The 22,377-nt window shown below is 62.3% G+C and carries 15 protein-coding genes and 1 pseudogene; 5 read left to right on the top strand and 11 right to left on the bottom strand.

Translation table 11 applies throughout. From position 1 onward, the window contains the following. A complete protein-coding gene (locus tag PCOSP_RS13155; protein WP_464711596.1) occupies positions 1 to 1,647 on the top strand; it encodes a cyclic peptide export ABC transporter in 1,647 nt (548 codons plus the stop codon). A 207-nt stretch (positions 1,648 to 1,854) separates the two neighbouring features. Here the strand turns inward: PCOSP_RS13155 and fhuF are convergent, their stop codons facing one another. Then, entirely contained in the window at positions 1,855 to 2,544 is a 690-nt protein-coding gene (gene fhuF, locus PCOSP_RS13150) for a siderophore-iron reductase FhuF (protein ID WP_464711594.1), read from the bottom strand. Positions 2,545 to 2,738: 194 nt separating this feature from the next. Here fhuF and PCOSP_RS13145 point away from each other — a divergent pair, with 194 nt between their 5' ends. Together PCOSP_RS13145 and PCOSP_RS13140 are read left to right on the top strand one after the other, a co-directional pair. Then, positions 2,739 to 4,448, top strand: coding sequence for an ABC transporter ATP-binding protein/permease (locus PCOSP_RS13145; protein ID WP_464711592.1), 1,710 nt, complete (start codon positions 2,739 to 2,741; stop codon positions 4,446 to 4,448). A 233-nt stretch (positions 4,449 to 4,681) separates the two neighbouring features. Next, complete coding sequence (locus PCOSP_RS13140; protein ID WP_041020521.1) at positions 4,682 to 5,905, top strand: zinc-dependent alcohol dehydrogenase; 1,224 nt, start codon at positions 4,682 to 4,684, stop codon at positions 5,903 to 5,905. Between the two features lie 63 nt (positions 5,906 to 5,968). Here the strand turns inward: PCOSP_RS13140 and PCOSP_RS13135 are convergent. From PCOSP_RS13135 to PCOSP_RS13120, 4 genes and pseudogenes are all read right to left on the bottom strand, one after another. After that, positions 5,969 to 6,816: pseudogene (locus PCOSP_RS13135) on the bottom strand (ureidoglycolate lyase). A 36-nt stretch (positions 6,817 to 6,852) separates the two neighbouring features. Beyond that, the gene (locus PCOSP_RS13130; RefSeq protein ID WP_464711590.1) at positions 6,853 to 7,593 is read right to left on the bottom strand and encodes an SDR family oxidoreductase; all 741 of its coding nucleotides are present in this window, start codon (positions 7,591 to 7,593) and stop codon (positions 6,853 to 6,855) included. Then, on the bottom strand, positions 7,590 to 8,972 hold the full coding sequence (locus PCOSP_RS13125; RefSeq protein WP_464711588.1) for an MFS transporter: 1,383 nt from the start codon (positions 8,970 to 8,972) through the stop codon (positions 7,590 to 7,592). The genes PCOSP_RS13130 and PCOSP_RS13125 overlap by 4 nt, the downstream gene beginning before the upstream one ends. A gap of 153 nt (positions 8,973 to 9,125) precedes the next feature. Beyond that, complete coding sequence (locus tag PCOSP_RS13120) at positions 9,126 to 10,076, bottom strand: LysR family transcriptional regulator (protein WP_139642307.1); 951 nt, start codon at positions 10,074 to 10,076, stop codon at positions 9,126 to 9,128. A gap of 117 nt (positions 10,077 to 10,193) precedes the next feature. On the opposite strand from PCOSP_RS13120, the gene PCOSP_RS13115 reads away from it, so the two are divergent. Both PCOSP_RS13115 and PCOSP_RS13110 read left to right on the top strand, forming a co-directional pair. Continuing rightward, a complete protein-coding gene (locus PCOSP_RS13115) occupies positions 10,194 to 11,375 on the top strand; it encodes a fumarylacetoacetate hydrolase family protein (RefSeq protein WP_464711586.1) in 1,182 nt (393 codons plus the stop codon). Between the two features lie 48 nt (positions 11,376 to 11,423). After that, positions 11,424 to 13,208: an IlvD/Edd family dehydratase gene (locus tag PCOSP_RS13110; protein ID WP_464711584.1), complete on the top strand. Its 1,785-nt coding sequence runs from the start codon at positions 11,424 to 11,426 to the stop codon at positions 13,206 to 13,208. Positions 13,209 to 13,293: 85 nt separating this feature from the next. Here the strand turns inward: PCOSP_RS13110 and PCOSP_RS13105 are convergent, their stop codons facing one another. From PCOSP_RS13105 to bcsZ, 6 genes are read right to left on the bottom strand one after another with little or no spacing between them, the layout of a single operon-like run. Next, positions 13,294 to 14,454 (bottom strand): alginate O-acetyltransferase AlgX-related protein, encoded by a 1,161-nt coding sequence (locus PCOSP_RS13105; protein ID WP_139642300.1) that lies wholly within the window; start codon positions 14,452 to 14,454, stop codon positions 13,294 to 13,296. After that, positions 14,454 to 15,869: an MBOAT family O-acyltransferase gene (locus PCOSP_RS13100; protein WP_464711583.1), complete on the bottom strand. Its 1,416-nt coding sequence runs from the start codon at positions 15,867 to 15,869 to the stop codon at positions 14,454 to 14,456. Before PCOSP_RS13100 ends, PCOSP_RS13105 begins: the two co-directional genes overlap by 1 nt. A gap of 18 nt (positions 15,870 to 15,887) precedes the next feature. Beyond that, positions 15,888 to 16,556 (bottom strand): alginate O-acetyltransferase AlgF, encoded by a 669-nt coding sequence (locus tag PCOSP_RS13095; RefSeq protein WP_464711581.1) that lies wholly within the window; start codon positions 16,554 to 16,556, stop codon positions 15,888 to 15,890. After that, the gene (locus PCOSP_RS13090; protein WP_139642294.1) at positions 16,553 to 17,221 is read right to left on the bottom strand and encodes an SGNH/GDSL hydrolase family protein; all 669 of its coding nucleotides are present in this window, start codon (positions 17,219 to 17,221) and stop codon (positions 16,553 to 16,555) included. The genes PCOSP_RS13095 and PCOSP_RS13090 overlap by 4 nt, the downstream gene beginning before the upstream one ends. Before the next feature lie 15 nt (positions 17,222 to 17,236). Further along, complete coding sequence (locus PCOSP_RS13085; RefSeq protein WP_464711578.1) at positions 17,237 to 21,160, bottom strand: cellulose synthase subunit BcsC-related outer membrane protein; 3,924 nt, start codon at positions 21,158 to 21,160, stop codon at positions 17,237 to 17,239. After that, positions 21,136 to 22,362 carry a cellulose synthase complex periplasmic endoglucanase BcsZ gene (gene bcsZ, locus PCOSP_RS13080; RefSeq protein ID WP_464711932.1) on the bottom strand — a complete coding sequence of 409 codons (1,227 nt, stop codon included), beginning with the start codon at positions 22,360 to 22,362 and terminating at the stop codon, positions 21,136 to 21,138. Before bcsZ ends, PCOSP_RS13085 begins: the two co-directional genes overlap by 25 nt. Positions 22,363 to 22,377 lie beyond the last annotated feature (15 nt).

The following is a 22,377-nucleotide window of genomic DNA, read 5'->3' as shown; positions in this document are numbered from 1 at the left end:
ATGGATCTGTTGTTACTCATGGCTAAACGCTCATGGCGCGCACTGCTGGTGGCGACCCTGACGGGCCTGATCTGCGGCCTCGCGGCCGCCGGGCTGATCGCCAACATCAACCACAGCCTGACGGTGTTCGATCAGTTGCGTCCGGTGGACGGCCTGTACTTCGGTGGCCTGGTGGTGCTGGTGGCGATATCGCGGGTGATCTCCGACATCAGCCTGCTGCGCCTGGGCCAGGGGGCGGTCAACGACATGCGCCTGCACCTGAGCGCCAAGTTGATCGACACGCCCTACGCGCAGTTGCAACGCCTGGGCAAGCACCGTCTGCTGGCGATGCTGACCGACGACACCCAGACCATCAGCCAGGCGGTGGAGCTGGTGCCGATCCTGTTGGTCAATGCCGGGATCATCGCCGCGTGCCTGGCCTACCTGGGCTGGCTGAGCCTGCCGTTGCTCGGTTTGACGATGCTGTTGATTGCCCTGGGCAGCCTCAGTTTCAACTGGCCGCAGCGCCGGGCACTGACTTCGATCTCCCGCGCGCGGGAGCTCAAGGACCAGTTGTTCGACCAATACCGCCTGCTCACCGACGGCAGCAAAGAGCTGCAACTCAACCACCCGCGCCGGCAGCACTTCTTCACGCGCCTGCTGATACCGGTGAGCCAGCAGTACCGCCGGGACTTTGTACGGGGCATGAGCATCTATGCCCTCGTGCTGAACTGGGGCAATGCGGTGTTCTACCTGCTGATCGGCGTGGTGCTGTTCGCCGCGCCGCAGTTCATCGACCTGAGCGCCAGCCTGGTGACCGGCTATATCCTGGCGATCCTGTACATGATCACGCCGCTGTCGGAACTGATGCACGCCTTGCCGACCCTGGGCCGGGCCAGCGTCGCGCTGAACAAGATCCGTGCCCTGGAAGGTGAGATGCAAACCGCCGACGAGGCCGACGGTTCCCTTTCTCCGACCCAGGTTCGCAGCCTGGTATGCCGACAGGTCAGCCACACCTACTACCGCGAGCGCGAAGACGGTCATTTCACCCTTGGCCCCATCGACCTGACGTTGAATGCCGGCGAAGTGGTGTTCATCACCGGCGGCAACGGCAGCGGCAAGACCACCCTGGCCTTGTTGCTGACGGGCCTCTACCGGCCGGAAGGCGGCGACATCATGCTCGACGAGCAAGTCTCCTCAAGCAATGACAACCACCATTACCGCCAGCACTTCTCGGCGATCTTCACCGACTTCTGCCTGTTCGAGAACCTGTTCGATGGCGACGATCCGCACCTGGTGAAGCAGGCCCAGGACTACCTGATCCACCTGCAGCTGGATCACAAGGTGCACATCGAGGAAGGCAAGCTGACGACACTGGCGCTGTCCACCGGGCAACGCAAGCGCCTGGCGCTGCTCAGCGCCTACCTGGATGATCGTCCGTGCTATCTGTTCGACGAGTGGGCGGCCGACCAGGATCCGGTGTTCAAACACTTTTTCTACACCCGGATCCTGCCGGACCTGCGCGAGCGCGGCAAACTGCTGATCGTCATTTCCCATGACGATGCCTACTTCGGCCTGGCGGACCGGCTGATTCGCATCGAGCATGGCCAGCTCAGCGAAATCGCGCCCCAAGCCGCCATGAAGACGCCGGCCATGCTCTCCGTTTAAGGCAACGAAAAACCTGTGGCGAGGGGATTTAGCGAAACGTCGCACCGCCCCGCTGGGCTGCGTAGCAGCCCCTACACAGGCGACTCAATCCACCTGATATACCGAGTAGCAGGGCTTTGGGGCTGCTTTGCAGCCCAGCGGGGCGGTGCGACGTTTCGCTAAATCCCCTCGCCACAGGCTCATCAGCGTTACCCCTGCTGGCGAGGCTCACGCTTCTTCATAGATGTAATGCAGATAGCTCACCTGCTCCGCCAGGGGCAGGCGATGCAGTTTGGGGCAGGACTCGCAAAGCACCGGCGGCTGGCCTTCGACGGGCTCGTGCAGTTGGTAATGCAGGCAGCAATGCCGGCGCAAGGGCAAACATGGGCAGATTTGCGGCGCGGGTGATTCGACCATGCGTTGCAGGCCCCGCAGCTTCAGGCGCCCGTCATTCACTGTGACCGGTTCCAGCCACTGGTGCGCCTCGGCGAACCCATCCCGGGACAGGTCGGGGTCCATTCGCGCGAACGCACCATCCCAGATGGCAACCATGTTGCCCCACAGTATCTTCGGCGCCAGCCCTCCGGCGGCGGCCAGGGTCGCGAACAGCGGCGCCAGGTGCTCGTGGACCAACCGCGACCAGTAGGCCCCGCGCTCGTCCGGGCCCAAAGCCGGTAGTCGGCTTGCCAGCCCCAGGGCCGAAGGCTGACCGTCATCGTGCAACAGCACCGCCTCTTCGCCCCAGAAATCGATGGCGCTGTGGCGGGTCAACACACAGGCCAGGGTCGCTGGCAGGACGATGCTCATGTAGTTCATCGACCATTGCGACGCCACGGCGGCGCGATTCACCCCCGGATAACGCAGGGCAAAGCGGGCCAGCAGCGGTTGCAGCACCTCAGGGTCGGCAAGTCGGCTCAACGCAACGGAGGGCTGCTCGCCAGCCCCCTGCCGGATCACCCGCTGTATCGGCGGCCAGGCCTGATTGAGCCATTCTGGAAATTCGATGGCGGGTCTCCCTTTCCCTAATTAATGCAAACGATTAGCATTGGCTGATCCTATCCTTCCTCATCTGCAAACTCAACGTCGTCAGCGACCGGGCTTACCAAGACCACATGCACACACTCCGCACTTTCTGGCGTCTCGCGCGGCCGTTCTGGACATCCGAGGAAAAATACCCGGCCCTGTTGCTGCTGTTGGGCACCGTGCTGATGACCCTGTGCCTGGTGGGCATCAACATTCTCAACAACTTCTGGAACCTGCATTTCTACAACGCGTTGCAGGCCCTGGACTATCACGGCTTTCTCGTCGGTAGCCTGCAGTTCATCCTGCTGCAGGTCGGCATGGCCGGGTTTACCGTGGGCGCGTTCCACTTCCAGCAGAAGCTGACCATACGCTGGCGCCGTTGGGCCACCCGGAACATGCTCGACCAATGGCTGGGCAGCCAGCGCTACCAGAAGCTGAGGCTGAGCGAGACCGAGGTCGATAACCCCGACCAGCGGATCGCCGAGGACATCGACCTGTTTATCGTAAAGTCGCTCAAATTGAGCCTGGGGCTGTTGACGTCGGTGGTGTCACTGTTCTCCTTCCTGAATATTCTCTGGCAGGCGTCGAACCTGGTCAGCGTGCCGTTCGATGACCAATCGGTGGTCATTCCGGGGCTGCTGGTGTGGATCGCACTGGTGTATGCGTTGCTGGGTACCGGCCTGGCGTTCTGGCTGGGGCGCGCATTGCCAAGCCTCAACTTCATGCAACAACGGCGTGAAGCGGATTTCCGCTTCTCTCTCATCCGCCTGCGGGAAAACGCCGACTCGGTGGCCCAATACCGCGGCGAAGCGGTGGAGAACGAGCGCTTCAACCAACGCCTGGAGGCGGCGCTGGAAAACTTCTGGGCGCTGGTCAAGAAGCAGAAGCTGATCATGGGTTACTCGACCTTCTACCTGCGCAGCGCCACGGTCATCCCCATGTTCATCATGGCGCCGCAGTTTTTTGCCGGCGCGTTCCCCTTGGGTCGCCTGACGCAGATCAGCGCAGCCTTCGGCGAAGTCCATGCGGCCATCGCCTACCTGGTCAGCGTGTTTCCGGAACTGTCGGAATGGAAGTCGGTGATCGACCGTTTGAACGGCTTCCAGGAGCGCCTGGATCACCTCGAAATCAAGTCCGAGGTCCGGCTCGAACAGCAGGCCAGTGGCCTCGATATCAAGGACCTGGACGTCTGGCTGCCCAGCGGCCGGCAATTGTTCAAGGGCTTCAACCTGTCGCTCAAGCCAGGCGACAGCCTCATGATCAGTGCGCCGTCCGGCTACGGCAAATCGACTTTGCTTCGCACCATCAGCGGGCTTTGGCCCCATGCTCGCGGCACCAGCCGCTACGACCGTGAGCGGGCCCTGACCCTGTCGCAAAAACCCTACCTGCCGCTGGGCTGCCTGCGCGAGGCGCTCTGGTATCCCAACCCGCCACGGCCCGAAGAAGATGCCGCGTTGCGCCAGGTGATGGAGCAGGTTGGCCTGCAACACCTGGGCGATCAACTGGATGAGGAACGGGATTGGGCCCAGACCCTCAGCGTTGGCGAGCAGCAACGCTGCGCGTTCGTCCGCGCCCTGCTGGCCCGTCCGACGGTGCTGTTCCTCGACGAAAGCAGCTCGGCACTGGATGCGGTCAACGAGCTGCGTTGTTATCAGTTGCTCAAGCAGACGCTGCCGGAGACGATCCTGATCAGCGTCGGGCACAACGCTTCGTTGGAGCATATTCACTGGCAGGTCCTGGAACTCAAGGACGGGGCGCGGTGGGTGCATCGCAAGGTTCAGCAGGCGGCCGTCAGCTAGCCGGGCTGCCGTCATCGCGAGCAGGCTCGCTCCCACAGGGCTTTCGGACGATTGCAAGATCTGTGGGAGCGAGCCTGCTCGCGATGGCGCCAGCGCACGCCACACCGACCCAAACTGACCCGCCGCTTTCGCGATGACCGCCAGTCCCCGCGCCGCGAGATCTCTCTGAACTTCCATCCGGCATCTTCCCTCTGCCCTTTACCAACATGCTAATCAGAGAGAGGCAGGACGTCATGAGAGCACTCACTTACCACGGTGCGCACACTGTAAAAGTCGACACCGTTCCAGACCCGGTTCTGGTGGACAGCGACGACATCATCCTGCGCGTCACGGCGACCGCCATCTGTGGTTCGGACCTGCACCTCTATCGTGGCAAGATCCCCTCGGTGGAACATGGCGACATCTTCGGCCACGAGTTCATGGGAATCGTCGAAGAAGCAGGTCCCGCAGTGACCGCCGTTCAACCCGGCGACCGCGTGGTGATCCCGTTCGTGATCGCTTGCGGCAGCTGCTTTTTCTGCCAGATGGACCTGTTCGCAGCCTGCGAGACGACCAACACCGGTCGCGGCGCCATCCTCAACAAGAAAGCCATCCCACCCGGCGCCGCGCTGTTCGGCTTCAGCCATCTGTATGGCGGTGTACCCGGCGGGCAGGCCGAATATGTACGGGTGCCGAAGGCCAACACCGGCCCCTTCAAAGTGCCTGGGACCCTTTCGGACGAGAAGGTGCTGTTTCTTTCGGATATCCTGCCCACCGCGTTCCAGGCGGTCACCAACGCAGGCATCGGCAACGGCTCGAGTATCGCCATCTACGGCGCCGGGCCGGTCGGTTTGTTGAGTGCCGCTTGCGCTCGGATGCTGGGCGCCGAGCAGATCTTCATGGTCGATCACCACCCCTATCGCCTCGCCTATGCACAGCAAACCTATGGCGTGATTCCGATCAACTTCGATGAAGACGACGACCCCGCCGACACGATCATTCGCCAGACCAAAGGCATGCGCGGTGTCGACGGCGTGGTCGATGCGGTGGGCTTCGAGGCCAAAGGCAGCACCACCGAGACGGTGCTCGCCACGCTCAAGCTTGAAGGCAGCAGCGGCAAAGCCCTGCGCCAGTGCATCGCGGCCGTCCGCCGTGGCGGGGTCGTGAGCGTGCCGGGGGTGTATGCCGGCTTCATCCACGGCTTCCTGTTTGGCGATGCCTTCGACAAAGGCCTGACGTTCAAGATGGGACAGACCCATGTGCAGCGCTATCTTCCCGAGTTGCTCGGCCACATCGAGACCGGTCGCCTGGCGCCAGAGGTCATCATCAGCCACCGGATGTCGCTGGAACAGGCCGCCGAGGGGTACGAGATTTTCGACAAGAAGCAGGAGGACTGCCGCAAGGTGATCCTGACGCCGGGCGACTCAGCCATCGCATTGCCGGAGGGTGACGGCCCGGCCCTGGTGCTGGGAACTTGAGTTCAGCGACCAGGGCAGCACTGGAGGCACTGGGCGAGCCCGTACGCGATAAACGGTCCGGTATTACTCCGCCTGCACCGTAACCTGGCGTTGCTCTCCCAGCCCCGTAATGCCCAGGCGCACGGTCTGCCCCGGGCGCAGGAACACTGGTTGCGGCTTGATGCCCAAGCCGACCCCGGGGGTGTCCCGGTCGAGATCACATCCCCCGGCTGCAGGCTCATGCACCGGCTCAGGTAGGCGATCAGCTGCGGTACGCTGAAGATCAGCGTTCGCGTATTGCCGTTCTGGTAGCGGTGCCCGTCTACTTCCAGCCATAGGTCCAGGTCATGGGGATCGTCGATTTCGTCCCGGGTGACCAGCCACGGTCCCAGGGGGCCAAAGGTATCGAAGCCCTTGCCTTTGTCCCAGGTGCCGCCCCGCTCCAACTGCCACTCCCGCTCGGATACGTCGTTGATGACGCAATAGCCGGCAACATGCTCCATAGCCTTCGCTTCATCGATGTTGCGCCCGCCCTTGCCGATGACGACGCCCAACTCCACTTCCCAATCGGTCTTGAGCGAGCCGCGGGGGATCTGGATGTCGTCGTTCGGCCCGCAAATGGCGCTGGTCCATTTGCCGAAGATGATCGGCTCCTTTGGCACGTCCATATTCGACTCGGCCGCGTGATCGGCGTAGTTCAAGCCGATGCAGATGAACTTGCCGACGTCCCCGACACAGGCACCGAGCCGTGGCTGTCCGGTGACGATAGGCAGGTTGCGCGGGTCGAGGTCGGCCAGCGCTGCCAACCCCTCCGGACTCAGGACGTGCCCTGCGATGTCCGGCACGTGCCCCGACAGGTCGCGGATCCGATTCTCGGCATCCAACAGACCGGGGTTTTCCGCGCCTTTTTCACCATAACGCAACAGTTTCATCGAGTGTTCCTCATTCAAATCCAACGTAAAGACGATTCAGAGGCTCATGCCGCCGTCGATGACATGCACAGCGCCGGTGGTATAGGTCGACGCATCGCTGCCCAGGTAGACAGCCAACTGCGCGATCTCCTCGGTGCTGCCGATTCGGCCCATGGGTTGGCGCTCAAGGAACTGATGATAGATCTGCTGCTCATCGACGCCCTGTTGCAAGGCCTGGGCGGCAATGCGCTGGCGCAACGAGGGCGAGTCCACCGTACCCGGACAGATCGCGTTGCAGCGAATGCCCTGGCCGACAAAGTCAATGGCGACGGCCTTCGTCAGGCCTATCACCGCGGCCTTGCTGGTCGCATAGGCGAAGCGGTTCGGCACGCCCTTGATACTCGACGCCACCGACGACATGTTGATGATCGAACCACCGCCACGGGCCAGCATGCCCGGCAGGAATGCGCGGATGGTCCGATACATCGCCGTGACGTTGAGGTCCATCGAGCGCGCCCAGGCCGATTCGTCGCACTCCAGCAGGTTGCCGCTGTGCACGTAACCGGCACAGTTGAACAACACGTCCAGGCCACCGATTCGTTCACAGGCCGTGTCGATGGCCTCGGCAGACGTAACGTCCAGTGTCATGGCTGTGACCCCTTCAATGCCCCTCAGTGCACTAATATCGATATCACTGGCGAAGACCTCGGCACCGGCCCGGGCGAAGGCAATGGCGCTGGCCATGCCAATGCCCTGCCCTGCGGCCGTGACCAATACGCGCTTATTGAGCAGATTCAAGCGACCTCCAGTTTTGCTGACGTGACGGCGACCTTGGGGGTTCGGGCGAGCATCGAGGCGGGGATGGCCAGGATCAGTCCACCGCTGACCAACAGACACAGGGCCAGTACATAGGTGCCGTTATTGATGTTGCCCGTGAGGGTTTCCGCTACCGCGGTGATCATCGAGCCGGTGAAGCCCGACAGGTTGCCAATGGCGTTGATCATGCCGATGCCAGCGGCTGCCGCGACGCCCGACAACAGAGTCCCAGGCAGAGTCCAGAAAATCGGCATCAGGCTGAGAATCCCCGAAGCGGCAACGCTGAGGAACAGTACGGACAGCACCAGATTGTTGGCGAAGAAAGCGCTGAGGATCAGGCCGACGCCGCCGATGAAGGCTGGAATGGCGGCGTGCAGGCGCCGCTCGCCGGTGCGGTTGGAGTGCCGTGCGTTGAGCAACATTGCCACGACGGCCACCGCGTAAGGAATCGCGGTCAGCAAGCCAATGTGCAAGCTATTGGTGATCCCGGTGCTCTTGATGATCGAGGGCATCCAGAACGCCAGGCCATAGAAGCCTGTGTTGAAGGTCAACAGGATCAGCACCAGCAACCACACCCGAGGGTTGAGGAACACCTCGCTCAAACGGCTGGCCTTGCCTTGGTTGTCCGTCTGCAGATTGGCCTTGAGCAGGTTTTTCTCCGCGCTAGAGAGCCATTTTGCCTTATCGATGTTATCGGCCAGACAGACAATCACCACGAACGCCATGATGATCGAAGGGATGCCTTCGATCAGCAGCATCCATTGCCAACCGGACAGCCCCTGCACGCCTTGCATGCTGTTCATCAGCCAACCGGAGAGGATTCCGCCCAGCGTCAGGCTGACCGGCAACGCCAACAGGAAGCCGGACATCACCCGGCTTTGCCGATGGGTCGGGAACCAGTAGTTGAGGTACAGGATCACGCCGGGGAAGAAGCCCGCTTCGCAGACACCCAACAGGAAGCGCAGCACGTAGAACATCGTGCTCGATTCGATATGGAAGAAACCCGCCAGCGGCACCGTGTAGGCCACGGCCATGGAGATCACGGCCCAACTGAGCATGATCCGGGCAATCCAGAACCTCGCGCCGAAGCGATGCAGCAGCAGGTTGCTGGGGACTTCGAACAGGAAATAGCCCCAGAAGAACATACTGGCGCCCAAGGCATACACGGTGTTGCTGAACTGCAGTTCGTTGAGCATGTCGAGCTTGGCGAAACCGATGTTTACCCGGTCAAGGTAAGCCGCCATGTAACACAGGAGCAGGACGGGAAGGATGCGCCAGACGACTTTACGGTAGGTCCGGTCTTCGAAATCAAGTTCACCGGTTTGCGCCTGGGCAGGTAAATGCTCGGAGACGGTTTGCATGTGATAACCCCTGGGCACGTGGACATGCCTGATTGTTTTTATCGGATGGGAGCTGGGGCTCACTCTACGACCGTGAAACGATTCTTTCCCAATGGCATTTTTTGATTAAGCGATAACGTTCCGTTATCGCAGCAGTCGCCGCTTTCCAGTTGTTCAATTGGCGGGACCGTCGTCCAGGCGAGCGTGGTCCTTGAGGATTTGTGCAAACTCCAGCGCCGCGCCCATCAATGGCTCGCCTCTGCGCGTGAGGATGCCATAATCCTGCGGCACCAGGTGCAGCGGGGTGTCGAGGGTCTTCAACTGGCCGCTCTCGAGCAATGGATCGACCATGGCATTGGGCAACATCCCGATCATCGGACCGCGCTGCAGGACCTGGAGAAAGGTCTGCATTGAAATGGTATCGACAGTGTTGCGCGGCATGCCTACCCCAGCCTCGGCGAAAGCCAGTTCCATGCGCGCGCGAATGGGTGTGCCGACCGGATAGAGAATCCACGGCAGATCCACCAACTGCCGCAAGGACGTCGGCCCGGCGTCGGCCAGGGGATGGCGGCTGTTGACCACAATGCAGAACGGTTCCGGGGCCAGGGGCTGGAAGTCATAACGCTGCTGCTGGCTTTGATCGGTGAAACGGGCTACCGCCAGATCGAGCTTCTTCTCTTCGAGCATCTCCATCAGGTGGTTACTGGTCTGCTCCACTACCTCAATCGACAGCAACGGCCAACGCTGCTTGATCTGCAAAATTGCCTCGGGCAGAGCCACCGCCGTCGCGGCAAAAATCCCGCCGACCTTGAGGTAGCCATGCCCTCCCTCGCGCAGGCTGCTGATTTGCTCGACAAACGAACGCGCGTCATTCAAGGCAATCTGCGCATACCGCAACACATGCTCGCCCAACGCCGTGGGCGGCATGCTGCGCGGTCGCCGCTCGAACAAGGCAAAGCCGAGCAGGCTCTCGATTTCCTTGAGCATCTTGCTGATGGCCGGCTGGCTGAGGTTCATCTGCTGGGCCGCCAGGTGCATGTTGCAAGTGCGGCCCAAGGTATCGATCAGCAGCAGATGACGGAATTTCAGCCAGCCGCAGAAGCTGGAAAAGGATACATCTGACATGGGCGATTTCCTCGAGCCTGCAATAACCGTTCGTTATCGATTACTGAATATATCTCATTGGAGTTTATCGTCCGCCCACCCTAGCGTGAAAACAATCACGAACCAGGAAGAACTGCCATGTCGCTATTGCTTACGCCCGAGAATACATTGCCCTCCGACGGCCTGGCCGGAACGCTGATTGGCCGCGCCTGGGTGCCCGGGCGAATCGCCGGGCCCTCGCCGATTGTGTTGCGCAACGACGGTGTGTTCGATCTGTCGGAGCATTTCGCGACCTTGAGCGACCTGCTGGAAACCGAGTCTCCCTTGACAGCCGTGAGGCAAACGCCAGGCACCTTCATCGCCAGCATTGAAGCCCTGCTCGCCAACACCGGGCCTGAGTCCGATCCCTCCAGGCCTTCGTTGTTGCCACCGTTGGATCTGCAAGTGATCAAGGCCGCCGGCGTGACGTTCGCCGCCAGCATGATCGAGCGGGTGATCGAGGAAAAGGCCGGCGGTGATCCGGAAAAAGCCGATGCCGTGCGAGCCACCGTACGCAGTGTGATCGGCGACAACCTGCGCTCGGTGGTACCGGGCTCCGAACAGGCCATGCGCCTGAAAGCGCTGCTGATCGAGCAAGGCATGTGGTCGCAATACCTGGAAGTCGGCATCGGCCCAGACGCGGAAATCTTCACCAAGGCGCCGGTACTCGCCGCCGTGGGCAGCGGTAGCTACATCGGTATCCACCCCGGCTCCCAGTGGAACAATCCTGAGCCCGAGGTGGTGCTGGCGGTGAACAGCCGTGGCCAGGTCCATGGCGCCGCCCTGGGCAACGACGTCAACCTGCGGGATTTCGAAGGACGCAGCGCACTGCTGCTGAGCAAGGCCAAGGACAACAATGCCTCCTGTGCCATCGGCCCTTTCATTCGCCTGTTCGATGAGCACTTCAGCCTGGACGACGTGCGCGCCTGCGTGGTCGACCTGGAAGTCCAGGGCGAGGACGGTTATCGGATGCGGGGGTCGAGCTCCATGAGCCAGATCAGCCGGGATCCGCTGGACCTGGCAGCCCAGACACTCAACGCCAATCACCAGTACCCGGACGGATTCCTGCTGTTCCTGGGGACCCTGTTTGCCCCGACCGAAGACCGAGACACCGTCGGCAGCGGTTTCACCCATAAATCGGGTGACCGAGTCCGGATCAGCAGCCCATTGCTCGGCAGCCTGCACAACCGCGTGACTTACAGCTGTGAAGCCGCTCCCTGGACGTTTGGCTTGAGCGCCCTGTTGCGCAATCTTGCCGCGCGTGGATTGCTAGTACGCTGACACCGGTGCGGTTTGTCGATTCATCCAATGATAAGAGAGACAAGAATCATGAGTGACACGCCCAAACGCCGCCTGCGTAGCGAACAGTGGTTCAACGACCCGGCCCACGCGGACATGACGGCCTTGTACGTCGAGCGCTACATGAATTACGGGATGACCCGCGAAGAGCTGCAATCGGGACGCCCGATCATCGGCATCGCCCAGACCGGCAGCGACCTGACGCCCTGCAACCGCCACCATCTGGAGCTGGCGCAACGGGTCAAGGCCGGTATTCGCGATGCAGGCGGCATTCCCATGGAGTTCCCGGTGCATCCGATTGCCGAACAGTCGCGTCGGCCCACCGCAGCACTGGACCGCAACCTGGCCTATCTGGGGCTGGTGGAAATCCTCCACGGCTACCCCTTGGACGGCGTGGTGCTCACCACGGGTTGCGACAAGACGACCCCGGCCTGCCTGATGGCGGCCGCAACCACCGACCTGCCGGCCATCGTCCTGTCCGGCGGGCCGATGCTCGACGGTCACTACAAAGGCGATCTGATCGGCTCCGGTACCGTACTCTGGCATGCGCGCAACCTGATGGCCGCCGGCGAAATCGACTACGAAGGCTTCATGGAAATGACCACTGCGGCGTCGCCTTCGGTGGGCCACTGCAACACCATGGGCACTGCCCTGTCGATGAATGCCTTGGCCGAAGCCCTGGGCATGTCGCTGCCGGGCTGCGCGAGCATTCCGGCGCCCTACCGCGAGCGCGGACAAATGGCCTATGCCACGGGCAAGCGCATCTGCGAGTTGGTCCGACAAGACATTCGTCCCTCGCAGATCATGACCCGCCAGGCCTTCGAAAATGCCATCGCCGTCGCTTCGGCATTGGGCGCTTCAAGCAACTGCCCACCGCACCTGATAGCCATTGCCCGGCACATGGGTGTCGAATTGAGCCTGGATGATTGGCAACGGATTGGCGAAGACGTACCGCTGCTGGTCAATTGCATGCCGGCGGGCAAGTACCTGGGTGAAGGCTTCCACCGGGCTGGAGGCGTGCCCTCGGTCATGCATGAGCTGCAAAAAGCCGGGCGCTTGCACACAGACTGCGCCACGGTCAGCGGCCGAACCATTGGCGAAATCGTGGGCAACAGCCGGACCAGCGACGTCGACGTCATCCACCCCTTCGATACGCCACTCAAGCACCGCGCCGGGTTCATCGTGCTCAGTGGCAATTTCTTCGACAGTGCGATCATGAAGATGTCGGTGGTGGGCGAGGCCTTTCGCAAGACGTATCTGTCCGAACCCGGTGCCGAGAACAGTTTCGAAGCCCGGGCCATCGTGTTCGAAGGCCCGGAGGACTATCACGCACGCATCGACGACCCGGCGCTGGACATCGACGAACGCTGTATCCTCGTCGTCCGCGGTGTCGGCACCGTGGGCTATCCGGGCAGCGCCGAAGTGGTGAACATGGCACCGCCGGCGGCCCTGATCAAACGCGGCATCGACTCGCTGCCGTGCCTGGGCGACGGACGCCAGAGCGGCACCTCAGCGAGCCCGTCGATTCTCAACATGTCCCCGGAAGCCGCCGTAGGCGGTGGCCTGGCGTTGCTCAAGACCAACGATCGCCTGAAAGTGGACTTGAACACCCGTACCGTCAATCTGTTGATCGACGAGGCGGAGATGGAGCGGCGCCGACGGGAATGGGTACCGCAGATGCCTCCCTCACAGACACCCTGGCAGGAGCTCTACCGGCAACTGGTGGGACAACTTTCCACCGGGGGCTGCCTGGAACCCGCCACCTTGCATCTGCGGGTGATTGCCCGTAGCGGTGAACCGCGGCATTCGCATTGAAGTATCGCTTCTCAGATATTCGCCAGGATTGACGAACGGACTGAACCATTGAGTCTCTGGACTGGACATCATCCAGTCCACAGGCTCACTCCTTCTCGCTCAACATCCCGATAGCCTCATACGGCGTCTGCAGATCACGCTCGGGAATCTCCCAGATCAGCAGCTTGGGGGGCGTATCCCGAAAAGCCGGGTTGCTGAAGTACTGATTGGCGCCACCGGAGAATTCGCCACCGTCCTTGGCGAAACTTCCCACCGGAGCGCCCAGTGCCAGTTCGAGAAACCCCAAGAAGTTGGAGTTGCGCGAGAACGAGGTGCCGATCAACGCTACATTGGGCAGGCCGCCGTCGCCGAACAGATCATCGAGGTTGTCGCCTCCGTCCTGAACGGCTTGCTGCTGCTCGCTGACTTGCGTGGCCGCTACGGTTTCCGGCGTGGGTTGCCAGTTCAGCGGCAGCCAGTCGATGCCGGCCAGGTGCACGAGATCCCCCGCACGCAAGGCCGCCGCGCTGGAGTGGGTGGCAAAGGTTTTTTGTGGCGTGGCGCGAATGCCCATTGCCTGTACCTGTTGCGCAATTGCCCGTGCCGCCGCATTGGAGCCGATCTCGCTCCAGTGTGTGTCGGTACGCAGGTAAGCCGATGCAGCCAACGGCTGCAACGTCGACGCGAGGTTCAGCGCCGACACCCCTGCCTGGTTCAGTGTCGCGGTCCATTCCTCCACCCGAGGGGCCAGTTCGGCCGGACGATCCAGGCCACACAACTGCGCGGCAGCAATACGGCTCTTGTCCGGCACCACCGCCACGAGCAATTGAATGCCACGTTGGCTCAGCCGTCGTTGTACGTCGATCACTGCCTGCGCCTTGGCCTCGGCGTTGGCCCGGGCGTGGTGGTTGATGCGCATCTCATCGGTCAGAAACAGCCAGCCCTGACAGCCCGGACGAACCCGGGGCCCGGTGTCATGGAACAGCAGCCAACTGGCGCCGCGCTCCAGATTGGCGGCCTGTTCGGGAAACCAGGCGTTGGACAGCTGCTTGGCGATACGGTGGGTGACGTCGCCATGCATCGCCGCATCGCGGGTCAGGTTGGGCGGCAACATTTGCACCTTGCCGCTGAACAGTAGCCAACCACAGGAAATCAAGCCGACACCGAGCAAGCCGATCAGTGTGTAGCCGGAGACTTTGCTGGTTCGGGTCACCAGGTCGCTGGGGGGCGTCGGTGCGCTGGGCGGAGACTTCTTTGGCGTCGTCATCAGAACTGAAAGTACAGGAAAGGCACGGCTTCACGGCTGGCGATCAGAGCGAACGACAGCAGGAAACCGGCTACGGGCCAAAAGGCGACAGCCAATGCATACAACGCATTGCCCGCCATTCGTCTTTCAAAACGTACCTGCCAGATCGGCAGGATCACGCACACCACGCCCAGCACCGCCGCCAGGCCCTGCACCGGCCGCAACGTCACCGCCAGCGCATCGCCGAGGGCAAACCCGTGCAAGCCGAACTGCCCGGCGTACAGGGTCATGGCCGAGTGGAAGTCCGGGGCGCGGAACAGTGTCCACGCCAGGCAAACGAACAACAGCGTCAACACATGCGCCAGCACACGCGGGACAGCAGGCAGGCTCGAACGCGACCATGCCCGGTCGACACACAACGCCACGCCATGGGCCGAACCCCACAGCAAGTAGTTCCAACTATCGCCGCCATGCCACAGCCCGGCAATGGCCATGGTCAGGAACAGGTTGCGATAGGTTTTCCAGACGCCATGACGATTACCGCCCAGGCCGATGTACAGGTAATCGCGCAACCAACTGGACAGCGACAAGTGCCAGCGCCGCCAGAAGTCCTGGATACTGCTGGCCAGGTACGGCCGGTTGAAGTTTTCCGGGAAATGAAACCCCAGCATCAGCCCCAGGCCGATCGCCATGGCGCTGTAGCCGGCGAAGTCGAAGAACAGCTGCAACGAGTACGCCAGGCAACCGATCCAGGCGTCCACGAATGACGGGTTTTCCAGATGGAAGGCCACGTCCACCAACGGCGACAGGGTGTCGGCCACCAGCACTTTCATGCACATGCCGACCATGAAGCGGCGGGCACCCAGGGTGAAGTTCTGCCAGTTGAACCAGCGATCCACCAGCTCACGGCGGACCCAGTCATAACGAATGATGGGGCCGGCAATCGAGTGGCCGAACATGGAAATGTAGGTGGCGTAGTTGATGAAACTGCGCTCCACCGGAACCGTGTGGCGATGCACGTCCACCAGGTAGGAAATCGCCTGCAACACGATGAACGACAACCCGGCCGGCAACGCGACCTTCTGCCACTCAAGCGGTATGGCGCCGTAGTGGGTCATCAGCTCGCTCCATGTGCCAGCGAGGATGTTCGCGTACTTGTACCAGCACAGCACGGCGGTGTTGAACACGATCAACGCGATCAGCAGCCGCAGGCGTCCACGGGAGTCCTCGCGGCAACGGTCGACCAGCAGGCCGCCGCCCCAGGCAACGATGGTCAGCACGACATGCAACGACAGGAACAGCGGGCTCAGCCAGCCGTAGAACAACCAACTGCCCGCCAGCAGCACCCCGTTGCGCCAGCCGTGGGGAACCAGGGCGTAGATCAACAGGAAGGCCGGCAGGAACAGCGTCAGGAACTCGAGCGAGGCGAAAACCATGGCGACAGCGCAATCCGATCAGTGGGACAACGTGTCCGTGGCGGCCAGGAGTCGAGGTCCGGTGGCGGTCGGCAACAGCAATACGCTGTAGCGCTCGCCCGCCTTCAGTTCACCCAGATCCAGCGCGGGGCCGACATTGGCATTGGCGCAGACCAGTTGCACGGACAACTTCACCGGATTGATCGAGCGACGTTGCAGGTTGCCTTCGGTCACGCCTTTGAACAGGTCGGCGGTGCGACCTGCGGGGCGCAGGCTGGCGTCGACACAGCTGCTGTCCAGGTTGAAGAAGCCCAGCGAAGCCTTGAGGCCATTGAAGTCGTCCGGGATGTCATGCACGGTCACTTGCCTGAGCCCCTTGCCATCCGGAAGCGCGACCACGGTCGCGAACTCGCCCGGCTCGGCCTTGACGTCCAGCGCCAGGCGCTGCTGGCCGCTGACCAGGGTGCCTTTGATAGCGCTACTGGCCGTGACCGGGAAAAACAGCGAAGCCGGCTGCGCCGCATCCAGCTTCAGCGGCGGTTGGCCTTCCTGGGCAATGACCTGCATCGGCTCGGCGCTGCCGTTGACGAAGCGAATGAACGCGGCATCTTGGGCGGGACCGGTCGGGTACAGCGGGATGTCCGCCGCCACCACGTTCAAGCTCGACAACAGCAGCGCAGCCGCACTCAGGACCTTGGCGTTGATCATTTTTTCGCCCCTTTGCTGCTCAGCGCTTCAGGCGGCAGCTTGCCCAGTGCGGCACCGATTGCAGTGCCCCAGGCCTTGTAACCTGCGACCGTGAAATGCTGACCGTCGGTGGTGACCCATTGGCCCGGCTTGGAGAAGGTCAGCGAATCGATATAGGTGCAAGGCGCGACGTTGCTGGCCAGAAATTGCGACATCAATTGGGTACGCGGATCATTTTTCTGGTACATGCCCCCCGCCTTACCCCACGCCGGGCCGACCCAGGCACATTTGGTGCCGGTGGCGGCGATGGCCTTGGTCAGGCTGGTCACGCTCTGCCAGGCCCAGGCCTTGGGAAACGCCGGTTTGTCGTAGGACGCCATGGTATCGCCGATGACCAGTACCACCAGGTCGGGCTTGTCCTTGGCGATCAGCTCGGCGATAGGCGTGGTGGTCGCGTCACGGCCCTTGATCTCGATCTTGGCGGTGCCCTTTTGCTCGGCACCACAATCGACTTTCTTGGTGATCAACCAGTCGCCAGCGCTGGCACCACAGGCGCCGATGGAATGAACGATCGCTCCCTGGCGGGTGAGATCGGCGTTGAGCGGCTCCATCAGGTGGTCCGCAAGGCTCATATGGCTTTCGCCAAGCACCAGAAGGGTCAGGCCGGCAAGGGCAGAGGCTGGCATAGGTATCTCCGGGAATCAGTTCGAATAAGGAGAGCGGTAAGGGCTGACCGGGAGCGCCATCGGGCTGCCGGTCATGTCCTCGAACATGTAGCGCGCATACAGGCCACCATTGAATTGCTGATAATCGCTGGCGTTATCCATGCCGATCGTGGCGCCAAGGAAGAAGCGCGAACCGAACTTGTATTCGCCGGCTGCCGCCAGGCTGTAGCCCACGCCGGTTTTGCTCTGTCCTGAGTAGCGCGAATCGTTGGCCGCCTGACGGTCGCTGTCGTTCGGGAAGAAATCGGCGCCGTCCTGCTGGAAGTGCTGGATGCCCACCGAACTCTTGACCTGATAGGTAAAGCGCTCGGTGCGCTGCTGCCAGGTCACCGGCACGCCCAGGGCGAAATAGCTCTGGGGACTGAAGTAGCCACCATGCCCGTAGGTGAAGAAGTCCTGGTTGTTCTCGTAGCCCAGCGCCGTGGCGCTGAGGCCAACGGTGAGCGAGTGGTCCTGCATGTTGTCCAGGTACCAATAGACGCCACCGCCCAGTTCACCCCGGGTGTTGGATTCGACATTGTGTCCCACCAGTTCGTGCACGGAGCCATACCCGTAGGCACCGACCTGCGAGTTGTCGTAGCTCATTTCGCCACGTACACCGTTGGCGGTCACGCCACCCCACGATCCACCGCCAGCACGCTTGTCGGTGGTGCCGGCAAACGACGTCAGGCTGTCGGTGACCGCGCGACGCGACGCCGCGACGCGGTAACGGAAATTGCCGTTATCGCTCAGTGGGCGATCGACACTCACGCCCCCCACCGCCGTCGTGTATTTGAAACCGATCGGCGTGGTACCGACATCGGCCTTGATGCCTTCATCGGGACGCTCATACGCCACCCCAAGGCCGACGCCCTCGGCACGTTGCGAACCGATACCGGAGGTTGCGCTGGAGGCGCCGCCGAAACGACTGGCGGCCTCGCCCTTCACACTGCCGGCCGTGAGCGCAACGGGAGTGATACGCACGGCCACACGGTTGTCACCGGCCGGCACGTTCACTTCGAACGGCGTTTCAACGTCCGTCAGTTTGCTCAGGCCCGATTCGCTGTTGTTGCTGCGAACGCTCAAGCCTTGGGCAACGTAACCGCTGCGCTCCTGCAGAATATCGTTGAGGGCGCGCTGAGCGGAGCTTGTCGAATCGACGACGGTCAGTACCGTTCGAGGTTGCGGCTGGGCATTGAAGGGATTGCTCTGCGCGACCGCGGCACCCCGCACAGAGGCCGTTTGACCGTTGCTTCGCGGCTGGCCTGGATAGGCATCGGCAGGCACGCCATCGGCACTGGCGAGCATGACGCCGCCGTTGAGAATGGCCTCTGCCGGTGGCGGAATGGCCGACGCCGGCGCGCGCAAGACCTGCCGACGCTGCCCCGCCCCACCTGCGAACGGATTCGCCGCCACATTCATCGCACCAGGCTGGGCGGCCAGGCTGCGTTGCTTCTCGCTCTGCTCGATGGCTACCGCTTTGCGCAGCACTTCAGTCGCCTTGCCGCTGTTGCCCATCGCCCGGTAGATGCGTGCGACTTCAGTCAACGATTCTGGATCGTAGTTCTGCAACGCCATGAACTGTTCCAGCGCATTTTCCGCATAGCCGTTGTCGTGGGCGAGCACGGCAGCATCGGCCGCGTTCAACAACACCAACGGGTCGTTCGGGTTGCGCTTGAGCAAGGGTTTGTACAGGTCGAAGGCCTTGGCGTTGTCGCCATTGGCGGTGTACATCCTGGCCAGGGCCGAGGTCGCGGCGACATCGCCCGGACGTTGGGCCAACGCCGGCGCCAACGTGTCATAAGCCGCGGCCAGGTCACCGCCCTCGCGCAAGCGGTCGGCCTGACGGATACGGTACAGGTACAGCACATCGTCGTAACGCTTGCGGGTCGCGACGCTCAGCGGCTGGTTCTGCAAGCTGTTCAGGATCGAATTAACCTGGGCATCATCCCCCGTCTTGAGCAGCAGGGATGCGTATTGCAGCATCAGATCGGCCGACGGCGCGCTGCTTTGGGTCAGCAACGAACGCATCATCGACAGCGCCTGCTCGACATCCCCGGCGTCGACATAAGCCGACGCCAAGGTCGCCGTGCGCTCGGGGCTACGAGCGGCCATCGGTTGCAGGCGATCCAGCAAAGCCAGGGCTTCCTGACGCTGTCCGCGCTTGGCCATGGCCGCCGCCAGATTGATCTGCGTGGTCAAGGTGATCCGATCCGCCAGCTCGTTCATGTCCGCAGTGCGGCGGTCGACGGGAATCCGGTTGATGGTGACCTGGGCGTCTTTCCACTGCTCCATCTCCACCGACAGCAAGGCACTGGTGTACAGCGCATCGACGTTGTCCGGATGGCTTTTGAGAAAGGCGTCGATCAGATCACGGGCCTTTTTCGATTCGCCGGTTTTCAGATACAGGCGCGCGAGGCTGAAGCGCGTCCAGACGTTATCCGGATCGCTGTTCACGGCGTCGAGCAACGCATTCTGGGCACTGCGGATATCGCCACGCTGCTCGGCCACACTGGCCATCTGGGTGGCGCGCAAGGCACGCAACTGGCCAGTATTGCCGAGCTTGGCCTGTTCAGCGGCCGGCAGGCTGTCCAACAGGCTCAAGGCTTCATCGGCCTGCCCGGTTTGCGACAACACATTGACCAGGCCACGTATGGCCTGTGGGTTGCCAGGCTGGCTCGCCAGTACCTGACGGTAGCTGGCGGCTGCGCTGTCGAACTGGCCGGCCTGGGCCTGGATATCAGCCAGGGTAAGACGAGCGTCGACCCCATTGGGGTTCAAGCGCATGGCCTGGGCGACGGCCTCGGTTGCCTTGGCGGTCTGCCCTTTGGCCTGCAAGTCGCGGCCCTGTTGCAACAGCGCCCAATAGCGAACGCCGTTCAATGCGGTTTTCCAGCGGGTACCACCGGTGTTGATCGCACGGGTCAGCAGTTGTTCGGCTTCCGAGAAACGCCCCTGTTGCTGACGGACCACACCCAGACCGCCCAGGGCATCGCTATCATCCGGACGGGTCTTGAGGCGCGTCTGGAACGCCTTCTCCGCGCCGGCCTGATCGCCGTTCTCCAAGGCACGCAAGCCGCTGGCCACCAATGGGTCCTGCTGCCAGGTGGAACCGCCGGCGGTAGCCGCTTTTTGGCGACCCTTGTTCATCTGGTCACGGATTTCCTGATCATCCGGGTGAGCCCTCAGGAACTCCTCGAACAGCGGCACCTGAGCAGCATTCGGCGGACCGATCCAGACCAGCGCCAAGCGCCAGCTTTCATCGGCGTCGCCGGCGATTTCCACGCGTTTGGTCAACTTGGCGAGCACGCGAGCGCCCTCGGCACGGCTATCTTCGTGACGAATCAGTTGCTTGCCATAAAACAGCGCCAGGATCGCATCGTCGGGGGTTTCGCGCAGCAGACGCTCCATGCCCTGGCGTGCCTCGGGCCAGCCGTCGGCGTTGAAGGCCAGGTTGTTGTAGTACTCACGCCCAACCGTGCCCTCCGGGGTCAGGCCGTTGAACATCCGGCGAAACACCTCGGTCGCCTTGTCACGCTCACCTGCGTCGACCAGGCGACGGGCCTCATCCAGTTGCGCCTTGTTCTCCGGCTTGGCCAACGCAATGTCCTGCTCCAGCTGGCGAGCCATCCAGGGTCGCGGTGACAACGCCTGCAGGCGCGTCAGGTATTCCTGGGCCTGTTGCGGCTTGTTCTGCTTGACGCCGATCAAGCCCATGCCATAGAGGGCATCGACCTGATTCGGATCCAGGCGCAGGACTTTCTGCCAGATCTCGGCAGAGCGCGACGCATTCGAGCGGGCTTGCCAGTACTGGCCTTGTTCGACCAGTTGGGCCTGGATGTCCGTGCCTTCGGCATGAGCACCGGAAGCGATCAGCGCAATGAAAACTGCAACAGCTAGCGTAGAGCGGCGCGGGCGCATGACGTCTCCCAGGACAAAGTGAGCGTTCCGTCATCACGGAACTGGTAACGCTTCTCTGCCCAACCCAACCCGAACAGGCTTAGCATGACGTTGTAGTAGAGAGGATCGGCATCCTGGTCACGGCCTTTAGCGAACGCAGCAGCAATACTGTCCTGGGCGCGACGTTGCTGTTGCTCGGCCAACCATGGGTGCCCCTTGGCGATGAAATACGGCACCAGCGCCGCCGAATAGCCGAACGGCCCCGCACCATCGAGCGCACCGGAAACCACCTGGGCTTTTTCTGGCGGGACACCGCTGGACGCCGTGCTTTGGGTCATGCCATCCAGCGCTTCCAGAAGCTTTGGATTCGCGGGATCGGTCTTGGGTGTCATCCCTGCCCACAGGTAAACGCGGATCGCATCGTAACTGCCCAAGCCGCCCTTGATCGGATCGATCACGAACAGGCCGGACTGCGCGGAAGTCCCGCGATAGCCCACCCAATCCGCGACATAGCCTTTGGGGCTGGCGCTGCGGATCAGCTTGACGGTGTTGTCCGCGATTTCTTTCCACGGCCCCTTCGGTTGTTCCTTGGCCAGCCGCAGGAGCAATGGCCGAGGCAGATAGCTCGGGTTCAGGCGCCACAGATGGTCTGGCTGAACGAAACCTTCGGGGCCAGGCAGCAGCATTTTGCCGAGGCCCGGCAACGTGACGACCAGCTTCGACTCAATGGTCTTGAGCAACTGCAACGCATCGACACGGTACTCGGGACGCTGCCACAGCCGCGCGGCTTCGAGCAGCGAGTAGACGATCCACAGGTCGGCATCGGAGGCCGAATTCGCATCCTGAAGCTGCCATTGCCCATTCTTGCCCTGCCCCCACAGCCAGCCCGGCAGACGGGTCGAGGGATCCGAGCCGAGCATGTTGGCACGGGTCCAGGTCCACAGATGCTCGAAGCGCGCCGGATCGTTACCGATCAACGCGAAGAGCATGCCGTAGGACTGCCCCTCCGAGGTGCTGTGGTTGGCCTCCATACTGGAAGACAACATCCGGCCATCGTCCTGGACATAGCGAGTGGCCCAGGACTCCCACAAAGGCCAATCCCGAGTCCCACACGCCGACTCCGTTGCGAACGACGGCAGGCACGTCAATGACGCGAGGGAGGCCAGCACTGCGCAGGCAGCGCCACGCAGCCAACCGCCGGATAGAGCGCGACGCACGTTCATCGATACGGTCTCATG

It is taken from the genome of Pseudomonas sp. MAFF 730105, from assembly GCF_055380705.1.
This window is presented reverse-complemented; position numbering and strand designations above follow the sequence as displayed.

Bases quoted from the DNA above. Each gene is read 5' to 3' on its own strand.
- PCOSP_RS13155 (WP_464711596.1), top strand. From the start codon at position 1: ATGGATCTGTTGTTACTCATGGCTAAACGCTCATGGCGCGCACTGCTG.
- PCOSP_RS13145 (WP_464711592.1), top strand. From the start codon at position 2,739: ATGCACACACTCCGCACTTTCTGGCGTCTCGCGCGGCCGTTCTGGACA.
- PCOSP_RS13140 (WP_041020521.1), top strand. From the start codon at position 4,682: ATGAGAGCACTCACTTACCACGGTGCGCACACTGTAAAAGTCGACACC.
- PCOSP_RS13125 (WP_464711588.1), bottom strand. From the start codon at position 8,972: ATGCAAACCGTCTCCGAGCATTTACCTGCCCAGGCGCAAACCGGTGAA.
- PCOSP_RS13120 (WP_139642307.1), bottom strand. From the start codon at position 10,076: ATGTCAGATGTATCCTTTTCCAGCTTCTGCGGCTGGCTGAAATTCCGT.
- PCOSP_RS13115 (WP_464711586.1), top strand. From the start codon at position 10,194: ATGTCGCTATTGCTTACGCCCGAGAATACATTGCCCTCCGACGGCCTG.
- PCOSP_RS13110 (WP_464711584.1), top strand. From the start codon at position 11,424: ATGAGTGACACGCCCAAACGCCGCCTGCGTAGCGAACAGTGGTTCAAC.
- PCOSP_RS13105 (WP_139642300.1), bottom strand. From the start codon at position 14,454: ATGACGACGCCAAAGAAGTCTCCGCCCAGCGCACCGACGCCCCCCAGC.
- PCOSP_RS13100 (WP_464711583.1), bottom strand. From the start codon at position 15,869: ATGGTTTTCGCCTCGCTCGAGTTCCTGACGCTGTTCCTGCCGGCCTTC.
- PCOSP_RS13095 (WP_464711581.1), bottom strand. From the start codon at position 16,556: ATGATCAACGCCAAGGTCCTGAGTGCGGCTGCGCTGCTGTTGTCGAGC.
- PCOSP_RS13090 (WP_139642294.1), bottom strand. From the start codon at position 17,221: ATGCCAGCCTCTGCCCTTGCCGGCCTGACCCTTCTGGTGCTTGGCGAA.
- PCOSP_RS13085 (WP_464711578.1), bottom strand. From the start codon at position 21,160: ATGCGCCCGCGCCGCTCTACGCTAGCTGTTGCAGTTTTCATTGCGCTG.
- bcsZ (WP_464711932.1), bottom strand. From the start codon at position 22,362: ATGAACGTGCGTCGCGCTCTATCCGGCGGTTGGCTGCGTGGCGCTGCC.